Raw genomic sequence first — 23,853 nt, 5'->3', positions numbered from 1 at the left:
GATCAGTTTTTTTTCTGACCTTCGAGTTGAAGCTGCTCCGGGGTGTCCGGAAGCCTTTCGACCCGCACGAGCTTCTCGGGCAGTTGTCGATCACGCCAGGCACGAAAGGCGCTGAGTTCGGCATCGAGGTTTTTCATGATCCATGCCAGCACGGCGATATCATCGAACATGCCGAACATAGGCAGCAGGTCCGGTATGGCGTCCAGGGGGCTGAGGAAATACATCAGGCCTGCCACGATGGACAGCAGCGATTTGGCGCTCACGGCCCGATACTCACCACGCCAGTAAGCCAGGCACAAGGCCTGCAGCAGGCGCAGGTCATCCTTGAGCCGACCCAGGCGACCGCCCTCCCGGGCACTCTTGCTGGCCACGGCAAACAACAGCGTCGGCAATCGACCGCGAGCCAGCAAGCGCCCCGCCAAAGGCAGGAATCGGGCAAAATTCCACGGTGCCTTCATTTCTTCTTCCCACTGAAATGTTATCCACACAAATTGTGGATAACCTTGTGAACAGACCTGCATTTCACCGCTGAAGCCCCCGTTGCACAAGGGCCCGGCTTAGATCGGGCGTTTTTTACTCACTAAAAAAAACCCAATATTTCATTGACTTGACCGGCCGACTGGGGCTAGCGCGGCGCCTGTAATGCCTATGACTGCCGCCTGCGGCATGCGTTCGTTTTTTTGATGTTGCCGGCGCCCGCATACAAAAACGCCCCGCATGAGCGAGGCGTTTTCGTTGAGATCAGACGCGGTTACTTGGCTGCGTCTTCTTTTGCCGGATCCTTGATTGCCAGCAGTTCCAGGTCGAACACCAGGACGGAGTTGGCAGGGATGGCCGGACTCGGGCTCTGGGCACCGTAAGCCAGGTCGCTCGGGATGTACAGTTTGTACTTCTCGCCGACATGCATCAGTTGCAGGCCTTCGACCCAACCCGGGATCACGCCGCTGACCGGCAGGTCGATCGGGCTGCCACGTTCAACGGAGCTGTCGAACACCTTGCCGTCGATCAGCTTGCCGGTGTAGTGGACAGTCACCACGTCAGTCGGCTTGGGCTGTGGACCGTCGGCCTTCTTGACCACTTCGTACTGCAGGCCAGAAGCGGTGGTGGTTACACCCGACTTCTTGCCGTTCTCTTCGAGGAATTTCTTGCCGGCGGCCGCCGACTCTTCACTCATCTTGGCCATGCGCTCTTCGGCACGTTTTTGCAGCGCGGCAAAGGCTTCGACCAGTTCTTCGTCTTTCAGCTTCTGTTCTTTCTTGCCGACGGCATCTTCGATGCCCTGGGCGACCGCTTTGGAGTCCAGGTCATCCATGCCTTCCTGAGCCAGGCTCTTGCCCATGTTCAGGCCAATACCGTAGGAAGCTTTCTGCGCCGGGGTTTTCAGCTCTACGCTGGTCTGCGAGTCGCAACCTGCGAGGACCAGGCCAACCAGGGCAACCGCCGCCGCCAACCGATGCTGTTTCATGCTATTTCCTTGTTCATGCGCCTAAAGGGCAATCGAGTAAAGCCGCGAGCTTATCAGGCGGCCACGACCAATGGCTACCGGCATGTGAGCCACAAACCAGTGATAAGTTCAGGCGTGCAAACGCAATTTGATCCTGGGCCGATTAAGGCTCCGTTATCCAGGGCGCATAGCGACAAATCACCGCGACTCGCAACCCTACGATAATGGCCACTTGCCGGCCACGCGCCTCTGAGGCATAAGGGCTTATCAAAAAAACAAGGACGTTACCGTGCGCCTTCTCTCCCGCATCCTATTGTTGATCCTCGTGCTGCTTTTTGTCGCAGTGGCCGTAGTGCTTTATTACGTCGCCAACCCTCGCCTCCCCTTCTATACCCCGGTCGAACAGGTGCATTACCTGGACCAGTGGAGCGCCGCCGAGCGCCAGACGTATTACTTCACTCCGCAGGGAACCCAGGTCAAAGGCCTGCGCTACGACTGGTTCACCGCGCTGGAGCTGCCGTTTTCGCAAGAGCGCTTCGCCTCGCCGCAATACCTGGCGCGCTTCGGCTTTCTGGTGGACCCGGCGCAGAAGCCCTCGCCGCAAAACCCAGGCAATCTGCCGGTGGGCTTCACCCGGCACCAGAACGCTGGCAGCAGCGAGCAGTTCCTGGATATCACCTGCGCCGCGTGTCACACCGGTGAACTGCATTTCAAGGGCCAGGCAATAAGGATCGATGGCGGCTCGGCCCAGCACGTATTGCCCTCCAGCGTCCCGACATTGCGCGGCGGCAGTTTTGGACAGGCCCTGGTCGCCAGCCTGGCGTCGACCTACTACAACCCCTGGAAATTCGAACGCTTCGCCCGAAAGGTGCTGGGCCAGGACTATGATGCCCGCAAGGACGAACTACGCGGGGCCTTCAAGGACTCCCTGGACACTTTCGTGCGCACCGCATGGAACGACACCCATCGTGGCCTCTATCCCACCGAGGAAGGGCCCGGCCGTACCGACGCCTTTGGCCGTATCGCCAACGCCAGCTTCGGCGATGCCATTTCGGCGAAGAACTACCGCGTCGCGGACGCGCCGGTGGATTACCCGCAACTGTGGGAAATGTGGACATTCGACTGGGTGCAGTGGAATGGCTCGGCCCAGCAGCCAATGGCCCGCAACGTCGGCGAAGCCCTGGGCGTCGGTGCTACGCTGAATTTCTTCGACGCCCAGGGCAAGCCGCTGCTGGGCGATGCGCGCTACCCGTCCAGCGTGCGCGTGCGCGACCTGCATACCATCGAAGAGACGCTGCAACTGCTCAAGCCGCCGGTCTGGCCGGAAGCATTGCTGGGCCCGGTCGATAAACCCCTGGCCGCCAAAGGCCGGGCCCTGTTCGCCGAAAACTGCGCCGGTTGCCACGTGCCCAAAGTGGTCCAGGGTCCCGACAGGCCGGTCCAGCAACTGCACATGCTGCCCGTGAAGGTCATCGGCACCGACCCGGGCACCGCCAACAATATCGCCGATCACCGCTTCGACCTGACCAGCCTGCAATGGGACCCGGCCGAACTGGCGAAACTGGAAGTGCAACTGCACCCTACCCCGACGCAACCGCTGGACATGAGCCAGCTCTCGGTCGCCAAGGGCCTGGCCTACGTCACGGCATTCGTCGAAAACCGGGCTTACCGCGACGCCGGCGTGACTCCAGAGGAGCGTCCGGCACTGGATGGCTTCGGCTTGCCCATTGGCGTGCGCGAACTGCGCGCCTACAAGGCTCGTCCGCTGGCCGGCGTGTGGGCCACGCCGCCTTTCCTGCACAACGGCTCGGTACCGACGATCTATCAGTTGCTCTCACCCCAGGCCGAGCGGGCGACCACCTTCTATAAAGGCAGCTTCGAATACGATCCACGACACCTGGGCTATCGCACCGAGGCCTTCACCAACGGTTTCGTCTTCGATACCCGGATCACCGGCAACCACAACAGCGGCCACGAATTCCGCGCAGGCGAACGCGGCAACGGCGTGATTGGCCGCCTGCTGCAGCCGCAGGAGCGCTGGGCGCTGCTGGAATACCTCAAAGTGCTCGGCGGGCCACTGGAGTCGCAATTGTGATGATGAACTTTTCAGGCAAAAGGATTGACCCATGCTGATCACGCTCTGGCTGCGCCTCGGCGCCTTTCTGGGCAAGATGCTCCTGTGGCTGCTGGGCATGGGACTGCTCGGCTGGGCCCTGGCCACGGCCTGGTTCGCCTGGCAACACAGCGGACCGGTCCCGGACAAGGAACAGATGCCGCCGGGCGAAACCGCCATGACCCAGGACATCATCCAGACCGCCATTCGCATCGTCGATCAGCATCGCGAAGGCACTCGTTATCTGCGGGACGCCCATGCCAAGGCCCACGGCTGCGTGATGGCCGAAGTCCAGGTACCGACCGACCTGGCCGCCCCCTTGCGCCAGGGCGTATTCGCCGAACCGGGGAAGGTCTGGCAGGCAACCATGCGGCTGTCCAACGGCAACGCCTACCCTCAGTTCGACAGCTTGCGCGATGCCCGCGGAATGGCCATCAAATTGCTGAACGTGCCGGGCAGGCAATTGCTGGCAGAACGGCAATCCCAGGCTGAACAGGATTTCGTGATGTTCAATCATCCGAACTTCTTCGTCAGCGATGTCGCCGAATACCGTCAGAACGTAGCCGCCCAGGCCGACGGCAAAAAGGCCATGGCGTTTTTTCCAAGCATCGATCCACGCACGTGGCAGATTCGCCATCTGTTCATCGCCCTGGCAACCCTCTCGCCACCGCCCGCCAGCCCGACCCAGACAACGTATTTCTCGGTATCGCCCTACAAGTTCGGCGAGGCCAACGCGAAGTTCCGTGTCGCGCCGGATCCAGGCAACTGCCCGGAATACACCCTGCCGCCACAAAACCAGGACCTGCCGAACTTTCTACGCAGTGCATTGAACCAGCAACTGTCCACGGACCGTGTGCCAGCGTGCTTCGTCCTGCAGATCCAGCGCCAGGACCCAAGCAAATACATGCCGATCGAAGACACCAGTATCGAATGGCGGGAGAGCGACGCCCCGTTCGAGACGGTGGCACGGATCAAGGTGCCCGCCCAGGACTTCGACACCCCCAAGCAGAACCTGGCCTGTGACAACCTGTCCTTCAATCCCTGGTTCGGCATCGAGGCCCATCGCCCCATCGGCGGGATCAATCGGCTGCGCAAGGCGGTATACGAGGCGGTCAGCGATTACCGTCACACCCGTAATGCCGAGCAATAAGGGCCGGTCGCGCCAAACGCCAGGCAACAAAAAGCCCGCTTGTTAAGCGGGCTTCTTGCAGATGACCTGGCGTTCAGTGTTCCAAGTAATCGAATATGGCGCAGCGGACGGGACTCGAACCCGCGACCCCCGGCGTGACAGGCCGGTATTCTAACCGACTGAACTACCGCTGCGCGTAACATTGAAAGCTTGGTGGGTGATGACGGGATCGAACCGCCGACATTCTGCTTGTAAGGCAGACGCTCTCCCGGCTGAGCTAATCACCCTGCACTTTCGATGCGGGGCGCATTCTCTCACAGTTTTTCGTAATGTGCTGATTTAATTAGCAAAAAATAAAAACCGCGATCGATGCGCACCACAGGAACTGCAAACAGCAAAAAGCCCGCGTTAGCGGGCTTTTCGTGGTGACCTGGCGTTCAGTGTTCCAGGTAACCGAATATGGCGCAGCGGACGGGACTCGAACCCGCGACCCCCGGCGTGACAGGCCGGTATTCTAACCGACTGAACTACCGCTGCGCGTAACACTTGAAGCGAAATGGTGGGTGATGACGGGATCGAACCGCCGACATTCTGCTTGTAAGGCAGACGCTCTCCCGGCTGAGCTAATCACCCTTCGCTTTCGGTGTGGCGCGCATTCTACGGAGCGCCCTCACGACTGGCAAGCACTTTTTAAATTAATTTTCTCAGGCCTTCCAAAGGCTTAGCGAAGGGTTGGCCTATGGCGCCGCGAAGAGAATAATGCCCCCCTTTGTATAAAGGAGAGATTCACCCCATGTGGTTCAAGAACCTGCTTATCTATCGCCTGACCCAAGATCTGCCTTTTGATGCCGAGGCGTTGGAAACTGCACTGGCCAGCAAACTGGCGCGTCCATGTGCAAGCCAGGAGTTGACCACTTACGGTTTCGTCGCGCCATTCGGCAAGGGCGAGGACGCGCCGCTGGTGCATGTCAGCCAGGACTTCCTGCTGATCGCCGCGCGCAAGGAAGAGCGCATCCTGCCCGGTAGCGTCGTGCGCGATGCGCTGAAGGAAAAGGTCGAGGAAATTGAAGCCGAACAGATGCGCAAGGTCTACAAGAAAGAGCGGGACCAGCTCAAGGACGAGATCATCCAGGCGTTCCTGCCTCGCGCCTTTATCCGTCGTTCGTCCACCTTCGCCGCCATCGCACCGAAGCAGGGCCTGATCCTGGTCAACTCCGCCAGCCCGAAACGCGCCGAAGACCTGCTTTCCACCCTGCGCGAAGTCATCGGCTCGCTGCCAGTGCGTCCATTGACGGTCAAGACAGCCCCCACCGCCATCATGACCGACTGGGTCAAGACCCAGAAAGCCGCGGACGATTTCTTCGTGCTGGACGAATGCGAATTGCGCGACACCCACGAGGACGGTGGCATCGTGCGCTGCAAGCGCCAGGACCTGACCAGCGACGAAATCCAGCTGCACCTGAACACTGGCAAGGTGGTGACCCAATTGTCGCTGGCCTGGCAGGACAAGCTGTCCTTCGTGCTCGACGACAAGATGGTGGTCAAGCGCCTGAAGTTCGAGGATCTGCTGCAAGACCAGGCGGAACAGGACGGCGGCGACGAAGCCCTGGGCCAGTTGGATGCCAGTTTCACACTGATGATGCTGACGTTCGGCGAATTCCTGCCGGCCCTGGTCGAAGCCCTGGGCGGGGAAGAGATTGCGCAGGGGATCTAAAACGCAACGGCTTACCCTTGTGGGAGCGAGCCTGCTCGCGATAGCGACATGGCAGTCACCGATATGTTGACTGACACTCCGTAATCGCGAGCAAGCTTGCTCCCACATCAGTATTCGATGCTCTTGATAATAAGGATCAGGTCATGCGCGCACTGGCTGCATTGAGTCGCTTTGTCGGCAATACCTTCGCTTACTGGGTACTGTTTTTCGCGGTGCTGGCATTCTTCCAACCGCAATGGTTCGTCGACCTTAAAGTTGCCATCGTCCCCTTGCTGGGCCTGGTGATGTTCGGCATGGGCCTGGCCCTGAAGCTGGAGGATTTCGCCGAAGTGGCCCGTCATCCAGGCCGTGTGGCCCTGGGGGTGATTGCCCAGTTCGTGATCATGCCGGGTACCGCCTGGCTGCTGTGCCAGGTGTTCAGCCTGCCACCGGAGATCGCGGTCGGCGTGATTCTGGTGGGATGTTGCCCAAGCGGCACGTCGTCCAATGTCATGACCTGGTTGGCTCGTGGGGACCTGGCCCTGGCCGTGGCGATTTCCGCGATCACAACCCTGCTCGCACCTGTGTTGACCCCAGCGCTCATCTGGTTGCTGGCCTCGGCCTGGCTGCCGGTATCGTTCTCGGCATTGTTCTGGTCGATCCTGCAAATCGTGCTGTTGCCGATCGCGTTGGGCATCGTTGCGCAACGCCTGCTAGGCGCCCGGGTTCGCCATGCCGTAGAAGTGCTGCCGCTGATATCCGTGGTAAGCATCGTGATCATCGTGGCGGCGGTGGTGGCAGCCAGCCAGGCGAAGATTGCCGAATCCGGCCTGCTGATCATGGCTATCGTGATCTTGCACAACAGCTTCGGTTACCTGCTGGGCTATTTCACCGCCCGCGTGTTCGGCCTGCCATTGGCCCAGCGCAAGACCCTGGCGCTGGAAGTGGGCATGCAGAACTCCGGCCTCGGCGCGGCCCTGGCCAGTGCGCATTTCTCGCCACTGGCGGCGGTCCCCAGTGCGCTGTTCAGCGTCTGGCACAATATTTCCGGAGCGCTGCTCTCGACGTACTTCCGGCGCATGAGCGAAAAGCGCGACGGCGAAGCCCTCGGCACCCGGCAAACAGCCGATTAAGTCAGGCTTGATCGAGTGCCCGATCATGGGCACTCTATCCTTCCACTGCGGGGACGACCCCGCTACTCGATTGAGTCTTGAATCCGGGGACGACCCCATCCATCGATGAGGTGTCTGATGTCTTGGATCATTCTATTTTTTGCTGGCCTGTTCGAAGTCGGCTGGGCCGTAGGCCTGAAGTACACCGACGGGTTCAGTCGTCCTCTCCCCACGGCACTGACAATTGCCGCCATGGCCATCAGCCTGGGCCTGCTCGGCTTTGCCATGAAGGAGTTGCCTCTGGGCACAGCCTATGCGATCTGGACGGGCGTAGGCGCCGTGGGCACGGTGATCGCCGGGATCATTCTGTTCGGCGAATCAATGGCGCTGGTTCGCCTGGCCAGCGTGGCATTGATCGTTGCGGGGTTGATCGGGCTCAAGGTCAGCGCCTGATCGACCCGTGGGGGCGAGCTTGCTCGCGATAGCGGTTTGCCTGTGACATCAACGCCAGACAGATTGCAATCGCGGGCAAGCTCGCTCCCACAGTTTTTCTGCCCTAGCGGACAGTGCCGCGCAAATCGCCCACCAACGCCTGCAAACTCGAAGGCGTTGCCGCCTCGACCGCAACCGCCGAACCCGCCACCAGCGTCACCCGCGACCAGAACCGACGAAACAGCCCTTTGGCCGGGTCGCGACTGAAGAAGCTGCCCCACAGGCCCTGCAATGCCAGGGGAATCACCGGCACCGGGGTTTCCTGGAGGATGCGTGTCAGCCCGCTCTTGAACTCATTGATCTCACCGTCAGCCGTCAGTTTTCCTTCAGGGAAAATGCAAACCAACTCACCGTCCTTCAGGTACTGCGCGATTCGGGTGAAGGCCTTTTCGTAGATGTGGATATCTTCCTGACGCCCGGCAATCGGAATCGTCCCGGCGGTACGGAAGATAAAGTTCAGCACCGGCAGGTTGTAGATTTTGTAGTACATCACGAAGCGAATCGGCCGACGCACCGCACCGCCAATCAACAGCGCATCGACGAAAGACACGTGGTTGCAGACCAACAGCGCCGCCCCCTCATCGGGGATCGCCTCCAGGTTGCGATGCTCCACGCGGTACATGGAATGGCTCAGCAGCCAGATCAGGAAGCGCATGCTGAACTCAGGGACAATCTTGAAGATGTAGGCGTTGACGCCGACGTTCAGCAGCGAAACCACGAGAAACAGCTGCGGTATCGACAGCTTGGCCAGACTCAACAGGACGATGGATACAATCGCCGAAACCACCATGAACAAGGCATTGAGGATGTTGTTGGCGGCGATGACCCGTGCCCGTTCGTTTTCAACGGTTCGCGATTGAATGAGGGCATACAGCGGCACAATGTAGAAACCGCCGAAGATACCGAGGCCAAGGATGTCCATCAGCACCAGCCAGGCGTGTCCGAATCCCAGTACCTGGAGCCAACCGTGGCCGTCGACGCTGTCGGGGATCGCACCGGAATGCCACCATAGCAATAGCCCGAACACTGTCAGGCCGAACGAACCGAACGGCACCAGGCCGATCTCGACCTTGCGCCCCGACAAGCGCTCACAGAGCATCGAGCCCAGGGCGATGCCCACGGAAAACACCGTCAGGATCAAGGTCACCACGGTCTCGTCCCCGTGCATCCACTCCTTGGCATAGGCGGGAATCTGCGTCAGGTAAATCGCCCCGACGAACCAGAACCAGGAGTTACCGACGATGGAGCGGGATACCGATGGGGTCTGGCCCAACCCCAGCTTCAGGGTGGCCCAGGATTGGCTGAAGATGTTCCAGTTCAGGCGCATCTGCGGCGAAGCCGCCGCTGCCCTCGGAATGCTGCGACTGGCCAGGTAGCCAAGCACGGCAATACCGACGATCGCCGTGGACACCACCGACGCATAATGAGTCGAGGACATCATGATCCCCGCGCCGATGGTACCGGCGAGAATCGCCAGGAAAGTGCCCATCTCCACCAGGCCATTGCCACCGACCAACTCGTCTTCGTGCAACGCTTGCGGCAGGATCGAATACTTTACCGGCCCGAACAGCGCGGAATGTGTCCCCATAGCGAACAACGCCAGCAACATCAGCCATAGGTGGTCGAACAGAAACCCCACTGCGCCCACTGCCATGATGACGATTTCGCCAAGCTTGATCAGACGAATCAACGCATCCTTGGCGAATTTTTCCCCGAACTGCCCCGCCAATGCCGAGAACAGGAAGAACGGCAGAATAAACAGTAGCGCGCAGAGGTTGACCCAGATCGAACGGTCACCCTCGATGGTCAGCCGGTAGAGGATCGCGAGGATCAGCGACTGCTTGAACACGTTGTCGTTGAACGCCCCAAGGGACTGCGTGATGAAGAACGGCAGGAACCGCCGCTTGCGGAGCAAGGTGAACTGTGACGAGTGACTCATCTTCCATGTACCTGAGTGGCTTGGACGCTTATTGGAATGACGTTTTTCGATCCAGGCCACACATTACCCCACGACACGCCGCTTTGGAGGGGCTGGGCAATTATTTCGCCAGCCCCGCGATGCAGGGCGACACGAACAACTCACCGTGCCATGCCCCCAGCAGGGTACGACGGGCGACGATCAGCCACATCAGCACCAGCGATACCACCAGCAGGCAACCGAACCCGGTGAAGAACGCCAGGCCCAACAGGCTCGCCAGCTTCAGCGTCGTCAGGGCGTAGACCCCCAGGGGAAAGGTGAACCCCCACCAACCAAGGTTGAACGGGATGCCGTCGCGCAGATAGCGGACGGTGATCAGCACCGCCATCAACATCCACCACAAGCCCAGGCCCCATAGGGTAATCCCCGCCACCAAGCCCAACCCTGCAGCGATTTCGCCGACGCCCGGCAAGCCGTTGGCGGCAAATATCCCTGGCGCTTCGCTGCCCAGGAGCAACATGCCCAAGGCACCGGTACCGATCGGACCGAGGGCCAGCCAGCTCGAGGCCGCCATGTTTTCGTGAGGCAGTTTGTGCAAGGCCATGCGCAACAGCAGAATCGTCAGGATGCTGAAGGCCACGGGCAGGGAGAACGCCCAGAGGACATAGCTGGTGACCAGCATCACCCATTGCGAATGCACGTCCGCCAGGTGCGGTGCCAGGAGCCCGCCGCTGGCAGCCGCCACCTCGGCGGCCACCACGGGCAGCAGCCAAACGGCGGTCATCTGGTCGATCCGGTGCTCCTGACGGGTGAACATCAGAAATGGAATCAGCACGCCGCAGGCCAGCGACATTGCCACGTCGATCCACCACAAGACTTCGGCAATGGGCACTGTTGCCTCCCCCCAGCGAGGCAAGCCGAACACCAGCAAACCGTTGATGATGGTTGCCAGCCCCATGGGAATGGTGCCGAAGAACATCGAAACCGTGGAATGCCCAAAGATCCGCCGCGCCTCATCGAAGAACAACACCCAGCGGGCGGCGTACAGGCCGGTGAACAGCACGAACAACGCGGCATTGAACAGCCACAGTCCTTCACCCAGCAGGCGCAGCCCGGATCCTCCTCCCGGCCACTGGGCCAAGGCCAGGGCCAGCACCCCGGTGCCCATGGTCACGGCGAACCAGTTCGGGGTGAACTGGCGAATGGCTTCCAACGGCCTGGGCAAATGGCTCAATGGGCGCAAGCGATTTCTTTCGGTGCAGCATGTCATGGCGAACTCCTGTCCTCGAATGAGGTGGAGCCATGCTAGATCCGAATTTAATATCTATATAACGGGTAATTTTTCTATAGCTAATCTATTTTATAGATAAGTCACACACTGCGTTGCTCCACCGCCCTACCCTGCGCCTGACGCAGCAGCCCCCATAACGCTCCGGCGGCCAGCAACATCAATATGGCGCCGTAGCCATCGGTGGTGGCGATCAATCCGAACACCCGGGTCAGGTTTCCGGCCAGCAATGATGGAAGACTGAAAGCCAGATAACTGAGGACATAGAACGCCGACATCAAGCCAGCCCGCTCGTGGGGCAAAGCCAGCGGCATGATGCTGCGCAACGCGCCCAGGAAACCGGCACCGAAACCACTGCCGGTCACCAGCGTACCGAGGAAAAACAGCGGCAGGCTGCCGCCATGCACCGCGATCAACACCAGGGCCAGGCCGCTCATCAATAAGCCGGCGGCAAGACGCAGTATCTTGTCCGCTCCCTGGTTGCGCAGCGTATAGATGGACAATGCCCCCGTCAGGGTCAGCACCGCCACCAGCGCGCCCCCCATCAGGTTGGAGGTCGATCCGGTTGCCGCGCGAACCAGGGACGGGGCCAAGGACAGATAGAAACCACCCACTGCCCAGGCCGCCAGGTTCAGTGGCAATACCAGCCATAACGCCCGCCGCGCCTGCGCAGGGACATGCAAGGTCGGACGCAGGGATTGCCAGGCCCCGGGCTGCGGACTGACGCTTTCGGCCAGGCGCCAGAGGTAAGCGGCCTGGAGCAGGAACAACCCCAGCAGGATCCAGTAGGCCAGTTCCAGCGGCAATGGGGCGTACTGCGCCAACAGGCCAGAACCCAAGGCCCCAAAGGCCATGCCGAGCAAGGGTGCGAGACTGGTGATCAAGGGACCTTGGCGGCGGTCGAAATCCAACAGCGCAGCGCCAAGCACGCTGGTGGCCATGCCGGTGGCGAAACCTTGGATCAGACGGGCCCAGATCAGCCAACCGATGCTGTCGGCGTTGATGAACAGCGACATGGCCAATATGTTGAGCAACAACGCCACAAAGATCACCGGCCTGCGCCCCAGGTAATCCGACAGCGACCCCACCGTCAGCAAGGCGGCGAGCAGACTGAACGCATATACGCCAAAAATCAGCGTCAGGATCGCCGGGGAGAATTGCATGTGTTCCTGATAAAGGTGATACAACGGCGTCGGCGCACTGGAGGCGGCGAGAAAACCGAGCAAGGTGAGGGCCAGGAAAATCAGACTGGCACGGGTCGAAGCTGGACGAGACATGGGCACACTCCGCAAGGGAACATCCGCAAAAGCTAATTTTTTGCTTTTGCGCAGTGTGCTACCGATGGGTGCTTAAAGCAAATTTTTTGTGTTAAGGTCCGCTGCATGGCTATTAAAGAAGGTTTACGCCCCGGCGGTCGAAGCGCCCGGGTCCAGGAGTCGATTCATTCGGCGGTCCGCACCCTGCTACAGGAGCAGGACCGCGCCACCCTCACCGTGCCGCAGATCGCCGCGCGTGCCGGCGTGACGCCGTCCACCATTTACCGGCGCTGGGGCGATCTGGCTGCCTTGCTGGCAGACGTCGCCATCGCCCGCATGCGCCCCGACAGCGAACCAGCCAACACCGGTAGCCTGCGCGGCGACCTGCGCGCCTGGGCCGAGCAGTATCTGGACGAAATGAGCTCCGAACCCGGGCGCAACATGATGCGCGACATCCAGGCCTGCGCTACGCCTGGGCATTGCGTGGGGATTATCAGCGCTCAGTTGCAGATCATCCTGGATCGCTATCCCGAGGCGCCAAACCCGGGCATCGAGCGGCTGATCAATGTGGTGGTGGCTCCGACGGTGTTTCGCATTCTCTTTGCGACCGCTCCGCTGGAGGTCGAAGAGTTGTATCGATTGATCGATCTGGCCTTGGCTCGGTAGCCTGCGACGGCAACGGACCGGCTCGCGAATCGCTCCGGCAAAGCCCTCTCCCTATGGCCCGCGACACCTCGCCACGCCTCGACCTTGGTCGACACTGACGAACCCGAGCGGGCGTGCGAGACTGTCGTGCCGGGCCAGGTCCCGGTGTTCTTCGTTCGGGAGTTTTCATGTCGTTGTCCAGCGGGCTGATCGCCGTCGTTGCCCTGGCCTATATGGCCATCATGTTCGCCATCGCCTTCTATGGCGACCGGCGCAGCACACCGCTGCCGCCGCGGGTGCGGGCCTGGGTCTACAGCCTCTCGCTGGCGGTGTATTGCACCAGCTGGACGTTCTTTGGCGCCGTGGGCCAGGCCGCCGAACAACTCTGGTCATTCCTGCCGATCTATCTCGGACCGATCCTGCTGCTAGTGCTGGCGCCATGGGTCCTGCAGAAAATGGTGTTGATCAGCAAGCAGGAGAACATCACCTCCATTGCCGACTTCATTGCCGCCCGCTACGGCAAATCCCAATCCCTGGCCATCGTGATCGCCCTGATCTGCCTGGTCGGCGTGCTGCCCTACATTGCCTTGCAGCTCAAGGGCATCGTGCTCGGCGTGAACCTGCTGATCGGCGCCGGCGCCGACGCCATGGGCACTCGCGCCCAGGACACCGCGCTGATCGTCTCGCTGATCCTGGCCCTGTTCACCATCGTCTTCGGCACCCGCAACCTGGACGCCACCGAGCACCACCGCGGCATGGTGCTGGCCATCGCCTTCGAATCCCTGGTCAAGCTGTTCGCTTTCCTAGCGGTCGGCGCTTTCGTGACATTCGGCCTCTATGACGGCTTCGATGACCTGTTCAACCAGGCGATGCTCGCGCCGCGACTGGAACAGTACTGGAAGGAAACCATCAACTGGCCATCCATGGTGGTGCAGACCGGGGTGGCGATGATGGCGATCATCTGCCTGCCGCGACAGTTCCACGTCACCGTGGTGGAGAACATCGATCCCCAGGACCTGCGCCTGGCCAAATGGGTATTCCCCGCCTACCTGGCCCTGGCCGCGCTGTTCGTGGTGCCCATTGCCCTTGCCGGACAAATGATGCTGCCCAGCTCGGTGCTGCCCGACTCGTTCGTCATCAGCCTGCCCCTGGCCCAGGCCCACCCGTCGCTGGCGGTCCTGGCGTTCATCGGGGGCGCCTCGGCGGCTACCGGCATGGTGATCGTGGCGAGTGTCGCGCTCTCTACCATGGTGTCCAACGACATGCTGTTGCCCTGGCTGCTGCGTCGCAACAACGCCGAGCGGCCGTTCGAAGTGTTCCGCCAGTGGATGCTCTCGGTTCGTCGGGTGAGTATCGTGGTGATCCTGCTGCTGGCCTACGTCAGCTACCGATTGCTGGGCTCGACGGCAAGCCTGGCCACCATCGGCCAGATCGCCTTCGCCGCCGTGACCCAGCTGGCTCCCGCCATGCTGGGCGCGCTGTACTGGAAACAGGCCAACCGCCGCGGCGTATTCGCCGGTCTCGCCGCCGGGATCTTCCTGTGGTTCTACACCCTGGTGCTGCCCATCGCGGCCCACAGCCTGGGCTGGTCGCTGGACAGTTTCCCGGGGCTGGCCTGGCTGCATGGCAATCCCCTGGACCTGCCTATCACCCCGCTGACCCAGGGTGTCGTGCTGTCCCTGGCCGGTAACTTCAGCCTGTTTGCCTGGGTCTCCCTGCTGTCGCGCACCCGTGTCTCGGAACACTGGCAGGCCGGACGCTTCATCGGCCAGGAGATCAGCCCACGCCCCAATGCCCGTTCGATGCTGGCGGTGCATATCGAAGATCTGCTGCAACTGGCCGCCCGGTTCGTCGGTGAGGAACGGGCACGCCAGAGCTTCATCCGCTTCGCCTACCGTCAAGGCAAGGGATTCAACCCGAACCAGAATGCCGACAGCGAATGGATTGCCCACACCGAACGCCTGCTGGCCGGTGTGCTGGGGGCTTCTTCGACACGGGCGGTGGTCAAGGCGGCGATCGAAGGTCGCGAGATGCAACTGGAAGATGTCGTACGGATCGCTGACGAAGCCTCGGAAGTCTTGCAGTTCAACCGGGCCCTGCTGCAGGGGGCCATCGAGAACATCACCCAGGGCATCAGCGTGGTGGACCAGTCCCTCAGGCTGGTGGCCTGGAACCGTCGTTACCTGGAGCTGTTCAATTACCCGGACGGCCTGATCAGCGTTGGCCGGCCCATTGCCGACATCATCCGCTATAACGCCGAACGCGGCCTCTGCGGGCCGGGCGAGGCGGAGGTCCACGTTGCCCGGCGCCTGCACTGGATGCGCCAGGGACGCGCCCATACCTCCGAACGACTGTTTCCCAATGGCCGGGTGATCGAGCTGATCGGCAACCCGATGCCGGGTGGCGGTTTCGTCATGAGTTTTACCGACATTACCGCGTTCCGCGAAGCCGAACAGGCCTTGACCGAAGCCAACGAAGGACTGGAGCAACGGGTCGCTGAGCGCACCCGGGAATTGTCGCAGTTGAACCAGGCGCTGACCGAAGCCAAAAGTACCGCCGAGGCGGCCTATCAGTCCAAGACCCGTTTCCTGGCGGCGGTCAGCCATGACCTGATGCAGCCGCTCAATGCCGCCCGCCTGTTCTCCGCCGCCTTGTCCCACCAGCATGACAGCCTGCCGAGCGAGGCCCGGCAACTGGTGCAGCACCTGGACAGCTCGCTGCGCTCGGCCGAAGACCTCATCACCGACCTGCTGGACATCTCGCGCCTGGAAAACGGCAAGATCAACCCCGATCGCAAGCCCTTCGCCCTGAACGAGCTGTTCGATATCCTCGGCGCCGAATTCACCGCATTGGCCCAGGAACAAGGCTTGAAATTCCGGGTGCGCGGCTCGCGGCTGCGGGTCGACAGCGATATCAAGTTGCTGCGGCGCATCCTGCAGAACTTCCTCACCAATGCCTTCCGCTATGCCAAGGGCCCGGTACTGCTGGGCGTACGCCGGCGCAACGGCGAGCTGTGCCTGGAGGTCTGGGATCGCGGGCCCGGCATCGCCGAAGACAAGCAACAGGTGATTTTCGAAGAGTTCAAACGGCTGGACAGCCATCAGACCCGGGCCGAAAAAGGCCTCGGCCTGGGCCTGGCGATTGCCGACGGGCTGTGCCGCGTGCTTGGCCATACCTTGCGCGTACGCTCCTGGCCTGGGCGTGGCAGTGTTTTCAGCGTCAGCGTACCGTTGGCCCGTACCCAGAACGCCGTGCCCAGTGCCGTCGTCGAACCCAACGGTGTCCTGCCAAGCGGTGCCCAGGTGCTGTGCGTGGATAACGAAGACAGCATCCTGATCGGCATGAACAGTCTGCTGACGCGCTGGGGCTGTCAGGTGCGGACAGCGCGCAACCGCGAGGAATGCGAGTCCTGGCTGGCCCAGGGTGGCCGCCCGCAACTGGCCCTGGTGGATTTCCACCTGGACGGTGGCGAGACCGGCACGGAACTGATGGCCTGGCTGCGTAAGCGTATGGGCGAACCCGTGCCGGGAGTGGTGATCAGCGCAGACGGTCGGCCCGAAACTGTCGCCCAAGTGCACGCCGCGGGCTTGGACTTCCTGGCCAAACCGGTGAAGCCGGCGGCGTTGCGAGCATTATTGAGCCGGCATTTGCCGTTGTAGGCGCAAGGGTTTTCCGGCCGGGCACCGAGCTGTGGGCGCGGGGATTCATCCCCGCTGGGTTGTGCCCCCTGCCCTGGGCACTGCGGCGCAGCAGACGAACCATGCAAGCCGGTTTACGACTGCTGCACAGCCGAACGGGAATAAATCCCCTCGCCACAGGTTTCGCACCAGACCCAAGGATTTCATCAATCCTGGATTTTTGCGGTTTCTTCCGGCAACTCAGGCACCCCATCCCCATCGCTCATCGCCCGCTCGAGCAGTTCAGTGGGCAGGCTCTTGCTGGCCCGGGCACCGAGCAGCTTCAGTTGCTCGCTGCGGCTGATGAGGTTGCCACGCCCTTGCGTCAGCTTGTTACGCGCCGCACCGTAAGCCTTGTCCAACTGCTGCAGACGGCTGCCGATTTCGTCCAGATCCTGGATGAACAAGACGAACTTGTCGTACAGCCATCCGGCCCGCTCGGCGATCTCACGGGCATTCTGGCTCTGGCGCTCCTGCTTCCACAGGCTGTCGATGACCCGCAACGTCGCCAACAACGTGGTAGGACTGACGATCACGATGTTGCGGTCGAAGGCTTCCTGGAACAGGTTAGGTTCGGCTTGCAAGGCTGCGGAAAACGCGGCTTCGATCGGCACGAACAGCAGGACGAAATCCAGGCTGTGCAGACCTTCCAGCCGCTTGTAATCCTTGCCGGCCAAGCCTTTGACGTGGGCTCGCAATGAAGCGACGTGTTGCTTGAGGGCATGCAGGCCAACGGCATCGTCCTCGGCGCCCACGTACTGCTGATAAGCCGTCAGGCTGACCTTGGAATCCACCACCACCTGCTTGTCGCCGGGCAGGTAAATCAACACATCGGGCTGGAATCGTTCGCCGTCCGGCCCCTTGAGACTGACCTGGGTCTGGTATTCGCGCCCCTTTTCCAGCCCCGCGTGTTCGAGCACCCGCTCCAGGATCAACTCGCCCCAATTGCCCTGGGTCTTCTGGCCCTTGAGTGCCCGGGTGAGGTTGGTGGCTTCGTCGCTCAGGCGCAGGTTCAGCTGTTGCAGGCGCTCCAGCTCCTTGCCCAGGGAAAAACGTTCCCGTGCCTCGGCCTGATAACTTTCCTCGACGCGTTTCTCGAAGGACTGGATGCGCTCTTTCAGCGGATCGAGCAATTGTCCCAGGCGCTGCTGGCTGGTTTCGGCGAAACGCTGCTCGCGTTCGTCGAAGATCTTTCCCGCCAGCTCGGCAAATTGCGCGCGCAGTTCGTCTCGCGAGCCTTGCAGGTCGTTCAGGCGTTGCTGGTGGCTTTCCTGCTGTTCGCGCAATTCGGCGTTCAGGGACGCGGCCTGGGCATCGAGCCGTCGCAGTTCCGCCTCCTTGCTGGCACGTTCCAGGTTCCAGGCGTGGGCGGCATCCCGGGCGTTGTCGCGCTCGATCTGCAACAACTCGACTTCACGGCAGGCAGCAGCGAGCTCGGCTTGCCTGGCGGCATTGGCTTGGCTCAGGTCGCTGATTTCGTCACGGCAGGCATCGAGCTGGGCGTTCAAGCCATCATGGGCCATATGGGCCATTGCCAGGCGCTCTTCGAGCAAGGCCAACTCCGTCTGCGCGGCAGCGGCCTGGCGCTGCAGATGCCAGGCCAAAGCGAGCAGCGGCACTGCTGCGCCTGCCAGGCCAAACAACAGGCTGGTCAAATCCATAGCCATGACAAATCCTGCCGGTCGAATAAAGCCCGAAGGTTAACCAAGCCGCTGCAGGTTGCCCAGTCGCGTCTTCGATTTCACCTTTCTATTTCAGTCAGGGCCTTTTGTGCCCGCGAGTCCCCGGCCCGAGCGGCCTGGCGCAACAGGTCCTGGCCGATGCGCCGGTCCCTGGCGTTCCCGCATTCACGGCACATCAACTGACCCAGGCGACTTTGTGCGGCCACCACGCCGTCGCGAGCCGGCTGCTTGAGCAAACGGCCAGCCAGGTGCTTTACGCTGGGACTTGCCGCGAGTCGGGGACTGTCGAGCAGCCACTCGGCAACTCGCATCGAAATACGCTTGGGAGAGGTAACACCAGAGGGTGTGGAGGTAACAACCGTTGATACTGAGCGAAACTTCATAAAGCACTGCGGGACAGATCGGAAGGCGCGCCACTCTACTCCTTTTTTCGTGCCGGTAAAGTCGAAAAAATCCGGCACGCCCGTCCTAGAGCAAGTGCTTGGGACAATCCACAGAAGCTGTGGATAACTCAGTGGACAACCCCCCTTGAATGGGTCGCAAGCCCTGTAGGACGGGGCCTGCGCTTAAACTGACGATTTTTTCACCAGTAAAAAAAAGCGATGTTTTTCATTGACTTAAATTTTGGATACAGGCACCCACCCGGGATTGTTTCGACATGACAGTTGAGTGACAGCCGTCGCCACAAGTGTGCACAAGTAACAACGAAACGGTTATATCCCTGCTTTTTTTTGGTGCGTTTGCACAACCGCCGCGGCCGGGTAGCCCCCGACATTCATCGCTAGGTCCGTTCGCCCGTGTCCCGGAGATCCGGGGCCTGTGACCCGGGACCGTTGCATTGGAGATTTTTTGATCAACGGCCTTTCCTTTGCCGGATCGATCCGTTACTATCCGCGCCGTTAGTACCAAGCTGAAAATCAATTCCGGGTCAAACTCTTCACGCTACGGTCAGCCATCCAGAAGGATAGCCCACCGGTGAAAGAGACCGGACCCCTCGATGGTTTCCAGGTAACACTCGCGACAACACAGCCTTTGGAAGAATACAAAGGCGTCGCCAAGTCCCTTACTCTGAACGAACCACCCTGCAAATTGATCAGGATCTTCACCCTGGGCCCAGAACCTCTGCCCTTGATGTGTCGCCTGCCCTCCTAAGTACCTACCTGCCGGCCCAAGCGCGCACTTATACAGCGCTCAAACTGGCTGCTTTGTTCCAGTCGGGTTCTTCGTTCGACCAATGGTGGTCGACGTTACTGGAACGTTTTAACGTTGCACGGTTCTTAACCGTGTCATTTGTAGGAACACCCATAACATGTCGACTCAAATCCAGACACAGGATGCCATCCGCACCCTCACCAACGCCTTTGCTCCAATGAACTGCCTGATCCTGGCCGCTCGCAAAGGCTGCTTCAGCTTCACGCTGGTCAACGAACACGGCATCGCCCGTCACAGCGAACGCCTGTATCCCGATCAGTACTCCAGCGCAGAACCGCTGCAGGCCGTGATCGAGCGTACCCGCCAGGCCCTGGTTGCCTGAACGCCAGCAAGCTGAAACCAAAGGCCCCGCCCTGAAAAAGCGGGGCTTTTTATTGCCTGGAAAAGCCCGTAGAAGCGCAACGGCTTAAGTACCAAGGGATATAACGGTTATAACCGTTCGCTGAAGATGTTTTAAAAACAGTCCTTTACAGCGCAAATATGACACTACACTTCAAGTCAAGCGGCATGATCCGCTTCCGGCGGAGCCTGGACCGATCCACCGCTGCCAAGCCCACATCTTCAGGCTTCGCCCTTTTCTACGCTTCGAGGGTCTTATGGGTATCGCTGCCAGCGAACTGTGTCGATATGTGATCCGCCCTACGCTCCTTTACCTGGGGAGCCACAGCACCACGGCGGAATGCCTGTTGCTGGGGATCGCCGCCAGCCAGTCGGCCCTGGGATCAGCCCTGCATGACCGCCGCGGACATGGCCTGTATCGCATTCCCGAGCCTCGTCATCGCGCGCTCTGGGACGACTATCTGGCCCGCGACCCTGAACGCGCCAGCCTGGTGCGCGGCCTCGCCAGCCAGCACGCCTTTCTCAGCGGCCCCCACCTGGAGCTGACCGTCAATCTTCGCTACGCCACCGCAATCGCATGGCTACTGGTGGAAGAACAGAACACACCGCTTCCCGAGGCCGACGATCTGCTGGGCATGGCCCGGATCTGGCGCCAGACCTTTCATCCCCAAGGGCGCTTGAGAGATTTCACCTGCGCCTGGCAACAATGTGTTTCACCCTTGAATCAGGTCGCCTGCTGAACGGGATTTTAAAAAGTTCAGGTATTGGTCGCGATTCTGGTCGGATTGTCCTACAAAACCGCTCTAAATCAAGCGAAACAGGCTATAGCGCTTGAACGAAAATATTGGTAGTTTTTGCGCCGGTGATCACCAGGAGTTCTAACAATGAAAAAAATGATGCTCAAAACCACCCTCGGCCTTGCCGTTACCTTGGCATCCAGCCAACTCTTCGCGAGTGGCTTTGCCTTGAACGAACAAAGCATCAGTGGCATGGGCACTGGTTTCGCTGGTCGTTCCTCTTCCGCAGACGACGCAAGCACCGTATTTGGTAACCCTGCCGGCATGTCGCGCCTCAAGCGCCAGCAAGTGACTGGCGGTTTTGCCGCCATCGACGCCTCCACCGATATCAACGATGCCAGTGGCTCCCAATCGGGCACCAACAAGGGCGACATGGTTCCGCTCACCGGCGTTCCGATGGGTTATTACGTCAAGCCTATCGATGACCAGTGGGCTTTCGGCCTGGGCGTGTACGCACCGTTCGGCCTGATCACTGACTATGAAAGCAGTTTCCAGGGCCGTAATTTCGGCAGCAAGAGCGAAGTGAAGGTCGTCACCTTCCAGCCGACTGTCAGCTATGCCTTCAATGACAAGGTGTCGATCGGTTTCGGTCCCACCATCAACCGCATTTCGGGCTCCCTGGAATCGGCACTGACCTTGCCAGCGCCTTTGCCGGGTACTGATGGCAACGTCAAGATCAAGGGCGACGACATTGGCTACGGCTACAATATCGGCCTGCTGGTCCAGGCGACCGACACCACGCGCGTTGGCCTGACCTACCACTCCAAGGTCAAGTACAAACTCGACGGCCATACCGAAGTGAGCCCGGGCGCTGGCGTCCCCGCCGGCTTCCTCAGCGGCGCACGCTACGATGCTTCGCTGGACATTACCACGCCAGAGTCGGTGGACTTTTCGGTTACCCAGGAAATCAACGATGCCTGGACCGTCTATGCGGGCAGCACCTGGACTCGCTGGAGCCGCCTGAAAGATATCACTGTGGAAAACAAAGGGACCGAGACGGGCGGCGGCCTGCTGAACCCGGTTCTCGGCACCATCACCGAAGAGCAGAACTGGCATGACACCTGGGCCTATGCCATCGGTACGTCCTATCGGTTGAACAAGCAGTGGGTGCTGCGTACCGGTTTGACGTTCGACCAGTCGCCGGCCAACAACACGGACCGTTCGCCTCGTATTCCAACCGGCGATCGGACCATCTTCAGCCTGGGTGCCGGCTGGAGCCCAACCGAAGACCTGACCATCGACGTGGCCTATTCCTACCTGAAGGAAGAGAAAGTCAACGTCAATCAAACCAACGCACTGGGCCAGTCCTATAACGCTGAATACGAAAACAGCGCAAACGGCTTCGGCGTTGGCGCAACCTACCGCTTCTGACAACTCACGGCGAGGCTGTACGCTCGCCGCTTTGCTTCAACCTGACGCCCGGTGCCCAGCATCGGGCGTTTTGTATCCAACGCTCTATCCGCCAGGCGGTCAGCTTACAGCGAATGTTCGTAGTGATGTTCGACCTGACCAATAGCCTCCACCAACTTACCGGCTCCTGCCCATTCGCCAACACCACGACGCAAATCGAGACCTGCCCCTAGGGCAACCTCACCTCTCGATGGCCTCGGCAGCCCGCCGGACAGCGCCAGGCTGCGAAAGCCCTTGAGGTTCTTGATCGTGACTTCAGCCGCCTGGATAACAAAGGCATCCCTGGAACTATTCTTCATTTCTTGCGCAATGGCAGTCGCGACATCAAGTAAGCGCACAAACTCTTCCACAGCCGCATCAACAGTGATCATTCGTGTGAACTCCGAACTTCTTGAATCATCGATACAACGACGATCACGATAACTTTGGGCCAAGACCAGGACCGTTTTCCTGAGTCCGATAGCGACCAATAGGACGCGCTACAAGCCAAATGATAGCTATATGAAATCATTCGATGCAACCGAATGTTGCCAAGCAGAAGGACCGAGAAGTTCTGATGCCTCTAGAGCGGGACTTCTGAGGCACTTCTCAGGACTGCGCGCTACTTCACTAGATGGCCGCACAGCCAGCCGACGCTGGTGTCCCCGATCAATACCCGAGCGATCGAGTGGGATAAAAATATATCTTTCCAGTCCGGGCAGCTCCCTCTTTCCAGAACTAGCTACAGACTCTTCCTGCCATGGATCACAATAAAGCTTTCAACTTTATTTGCCTTATCCAACTTCCTCACTAACTATTGAACCCACCACACACAACCAGACAATTATTTGCAAACTGGATAACTCAACATTCACGACATTCCAAGCAATAAAACGTATTGGATGTGACTGAGACTCGAGTGGATCACGGCAAATTTCAAAGCCAAAAAAAACCCCGACCTCTGCAAAGAGACGGGGCTTTTCCATGAGAGCGATCAGGGTCGGGATGCGATGGCCGCCTCCACTGCCTTGATGAATTCGGGATCATCGGGCTTGATACGACTGGAGAAGCTGCCCACCACCTTGCCCTGGCGGTCCACGACGTATTTGTAGAAATTCCATTTCGGTGCGCTGGATTGCTCGGCCAGATGCTTGAACAATGGGATGGCGTCAGCGCCGCGTACCGGTTGAGGCTCGGTCATGGTGAAGGTCACGCCGTAATTGACGTAACAAACCTTGGCCGTTTCGGCGCCGTCCTTGGACTCCTGCTTGAAATCATTGGATGGCACGCCCAACACTTGCAGCCCTTCGCCCTTGTAGCGCTGGTTGAGAGCCTCAAGGCCTTTGAACTGCGGGGCGAACCCACAGAAACTGGCGGTATTGACCACCACCAACGGCTTACCGGCGAAGTGCTGGCAAAGATCGATGGTTTCCTTGGCCCGCAGCTTGGGCAACGAACCCTCCAGCAACGGCGGGCAGCCAGCGGCCTGGGTTTGTCCGGCCACGGCCAGCAGTAGAGCGGAAACAGCAAGCCAGCGCATCAGCATGTCGAATGTCCTTGAAAGCCGATCAGACCACGACGTTACTCCGCACGCACGGTGCCGTCCATTGTTCAGCAGTTGCCCATGCCCAGTTGCATCAATGCCAGCCCGCCCTGATGCCAGCCCC

Annotated in this window: 19 protein-coding genes and 4 tRNA genes; 10 read left to right on the top strand and 13 right to left on the bottom strand. The window is 60.3% G+C overall.

Annotation, left to right across the window (positions count from 1 at the left end):
- Positions 1-2 precede the first annotated feature (2 nt).
- The gene (locus BW992_RS14355) at positions 3-458 is read right to left on the bottom strand and encodes a YkvA family protein (protein WP_072393937.1); all 456 of its coding nucleotides are present in this window, start codon (positions 456-458) and stop codon (positions 3-5) included.
- Positions 459-751: 293 nt separating this feature from the next.
- Complete coding sequence (locus BW992_RS14350; RefSeq protein ID WP_072393940.1) at positions 752-1,465, bottom strand: FKBP-type peptidyl-prolyl cis-trans isomerase; 714 nt, start codon at positions 1,463-1,465, stop codon at positions 752-754.
- Between the two features lie 268 nt (positions 1,466-1,733).
- Here BW992_RS14350 and BW992_RS14345 point away from each other — a divergent pair, with 268 nt between their 5' ends.
- Together BW992_RS14345 and BW992_RS14340 are read left to right on the top strand one after the other, a co-directional pair.
- Positions 1,734-3,539, top strand: coding sequence for a di-heme-cytochrome C peroxidase (locus BW992_RS14345; RefSeq protein ID WP_076406446.1), 1,806 nt, complete (start codon positions 1,734-1,736; stop codon positions 3,537-3,539).
- A gap of 31 nt (positions 3,540-3,570) precedes the next feature.
- Positions 3,571-4,707, top strand: a complete 1,137-nt coding sequence (locus tag BW992_RS14340; RefSeq protein ID WP_076406444.1) for a catalase family protein — start codon at positions 3,571-3,573, stop codon at positions 4,705-4,707.
- Positions 4,708-4,803: 96 nt separating this feature from the next.
- Here the strand turns inward: BW992_RS14340 and BW992_RS14335 are convergent.
- From BW992_RS14335 to BW992_RS14320, 4 genes are all read right to left on the bottom strand, one after another.
- Positions 4,804-4,880, bottom strand: a tRNA-Asp gene (locus BW992_RS14335).
- A 17-nt stretch (positions 4,881-4,897) separates the two neighbouring features.
- Positions 4,898-4,973 (bottom strand) — tRNA-Val (locus BW992_RS14330).
- Positions 4,974-5,146: 173 nt separating this feature from the next.
- Positions 5,147-5,223, bottom strand: a tRNA-Asp gene (locus tag BW992_RS14325).
- Between the two features lie 20 nt (positions 5,224-5,243).
- Positions 5,244-5,319, bottom strand: a tRNA-Val gene (locus tag BW992_RS14320).
- A gap of 160 nt (positions 5,320-5,479) precedes the next feature.
- Here BW992_RS14320 and rdgC point away from each other — a divergent pair.
- The 3 genes from rdgC (at position 5,480) to sugE (ending at position 7,944) form a co-directional block, all read left to right on the top strand.
- Complete coding sequence (gene rdgC / locus BW992_RS14315) at positions 5,480-6,400, top strand: recombination-associated protein RdgC (RefSeq protein WP_072393949.1); 921 nt, start codon at positions 5,480-5,482, stop codon at positions 6,398-6,400.
- 143 nt (positions 6,401-6,543) lie between these two features.
- Positions 6,544-7,512, top strand: a complete 969-nt coding sequence (locus tag BW992_RS14310) for a bile acid:sodium symporter family protein (RefSeq protein WP_076406442.1) — start codon at positions 6,544-6,546, stop codon at positions 7,510-7,512.
- Positions 7,513-7,629: 117 nt separating this feature from the next.
- Complete coding sequence (sugE, locus tag BW992_RS14305) at positions 7,630-7,944, top strand: quaternary ammonium compound efflux SMR transporter SugE (protein WP_076406440.1); 315 nt, start codon at positions 7,630-7,632, stop codon at positions 7,942-7,944.
- Positions 7,945-8,047: 103 nt separating this feature from the next.
- Here the strand turns inward: sugE and BW992_RS14300 are convergent, their stop codons facing one another.
- The 3 genes from BW992_RS14300 to BW992_RS14290 all read right to left on the bottom strand — a co-directional run bounded on the left by BW992_RS14300 (position 8,048) and on the right by BW992_RS14290 (position 12,466).
- Entirely contained in the window at positions 8,048-9,922 is a 1,875-nt protein-coding gene (locus BW992_RS14300) for an MFS transporter (protein ID WP_072393955.1), read from the bottom strand.
- 100 nt (positions 9,923-10,022) lie between these two features.
- Positions 10,023-11,171, bottom strand: a complete 1,149-nt coding sequence (locus BW992_RS14295) for a TDT family transporter (protein WP_076406438.1) — start codon at positions 11,169-11,171, stop codon at positions 10,023-10,025.
- Between the two features lie 101 nt (positions 11,172-11,272).
- Positions 11,273-12,466: an MFS transporter gene (locus tag BW992_RS14290; RefSeq protein ID WP_076406436.1), complete on the bottom strand. Its 1,194-nt coding sequence runs from the start codon at positions 12,464-12,466 to the stop codon at positions 11,273-11,275.
- A gap of 105 nt (positions 12,467-12,571) precedes the next feature.
- Between BW992_RS14290 and BW992_RS14285 the strand changes: the two genes are divergently transcribed.
- Together BW992_RS14285 and BW992_RS14280 are read left to right on the top strand one after the other, a co-directional pair.
- The gene (locus BW992_RS14285; protein WP_072393964.1) at positions 12,572-13,111 is read left to right on the top strand and encodes a TetR/AcrR family transcriptional regulator; all 540 of its coding nucleotides are present in this window, start codon (positions 12,572-12,574) and stop codon (positions 13,109-13,111) included.
- 167 nt (positions 13,112-13,278) lie between these two features.
- Positions 13,279-16,749, top strand: coding sequence for a hybrid sensor histidine kinase/response regulator (locus tag BW992_RS14280; protein WP_072393967.1), 3,471 nt, complete (start codon positions 13,279-13,281; stop codon positions 16,747-16,749).
- A gap of 185 nt (positions 16,750-16,934) precedes the next feature.
- Here the strand turns inward: BW992_RS14280 and rmuC are convergent, their stop codons facing one another.
- Complete coding sequence (gene rmuC / locus BW992_RS14275; RefSeq protein WP_168199072.1) at positions 16,935-18,320, bottom strand: DNA recombination protein RmuC; 1,386 nt, start codon at positions 18,318-18,320, stop codon at positions 16,935-16,937.
- A gap of 188 nt (positions 18,321-18,508) precedes the next feature.
- Positions 18,509-18,832 (bottom strand): sel1 repeat family protein, encoded by a 324-nt coding sequence (locus BW992_RS14270; protein WP_072393974.1) that lies wholly within the window; start codon positions 18,830-18,832, stop codon positions 18,509-18,511.
- A 926-nt stretch (positions 18,833-19,758) separates the two neighbouring features.
- Between BW992_RS14270 and BW992_RS14265 the strand changes: the two genes are divergently transcribed.
- The 3 genes from BW992_RS14265 (at position 19,759) to BW992_RS14255 (ending at position 22,168) form a co-directional block, all read left to right on the top strand.
- Positions 19,759-19,983, top strand: a complete 225-nt coding sequence (locus tag BW992_RS14265; protein ID WP_053147385.1) for a hypothetical protein — start codon at positions 19,759-19,761, stop codon at positions 19,981-19,983.
- 274 nt (positions 19,984-20,257) lie between these two features.
- Positions 20,258-20,740 (top strand): hypothetical protein, encoded by a 483-nt coding sequence (locus BW992_RS14260; RefSeq protein WP_072393977.1) that lies wholly within the window; start codon positions 20,258-20,260, stop codon positions 20,738-20,740.
- A gap of 144 nt (positions 20,741-20,884) precedes the next feature.
- On the top strand, positions 20,885-22,168 hold the full coding sequence (locus BW992_RS14255) for an OmpP1/FadL family transporter (RefSeq protein WP_072393980.1): 1,284 nt from the start codon (positions 20,885-20,887) through the stop codon (positions 22,166-22,168).
- Between the two features lie 104 nt (positions 22,169-22,272).
- On the opposite strand, the gene BW992_RS14250 is transcribed toward BW992_RS14255, so the two are convergent.
- Positions 22,273-22,578 carry a hypothetical protein gene (locus BW992_RS14250; protein ID WP_072393983.1) on the bottom strand — a complete coding sequence of 102 codons (306 nt, stop codon included), beginning with the start codon at positions 22,576-22,578 and terminating at the stop codon, positions 22,273-22,275.
- 602 nt (positions 22,579-23,180) lie between these two features.
- The gene (locus tag BW992_RS14245) at positions 23,181-23,732 is read right to left on the bottom strand and encodes a glutathione peroxidase (RefSeq protein WP_072393986.1); all 552 of its coding nucleotides are present in this window, start codon (positions 23,730-23,732) and stop codon (positions 23,181-23,183) included.
- Positions 23,733-23,853 lie beyond the last annotated feature (121 nt).

This window comes from Pseudomonas sp. 7SR1 (genome assembly GCF_900156465.1).
Classification (GTDB): domain Bacteria; phylum Pseudomonadota; class Gammaproteobacteria; order Pseudomonadales; family Pseudomonadaceae; genus Aquipseudomonas.
Note: the sequence above shows the minus strand (reverse complement) of the source record. Positions and strands in the feature narration are given on the sequence as shown.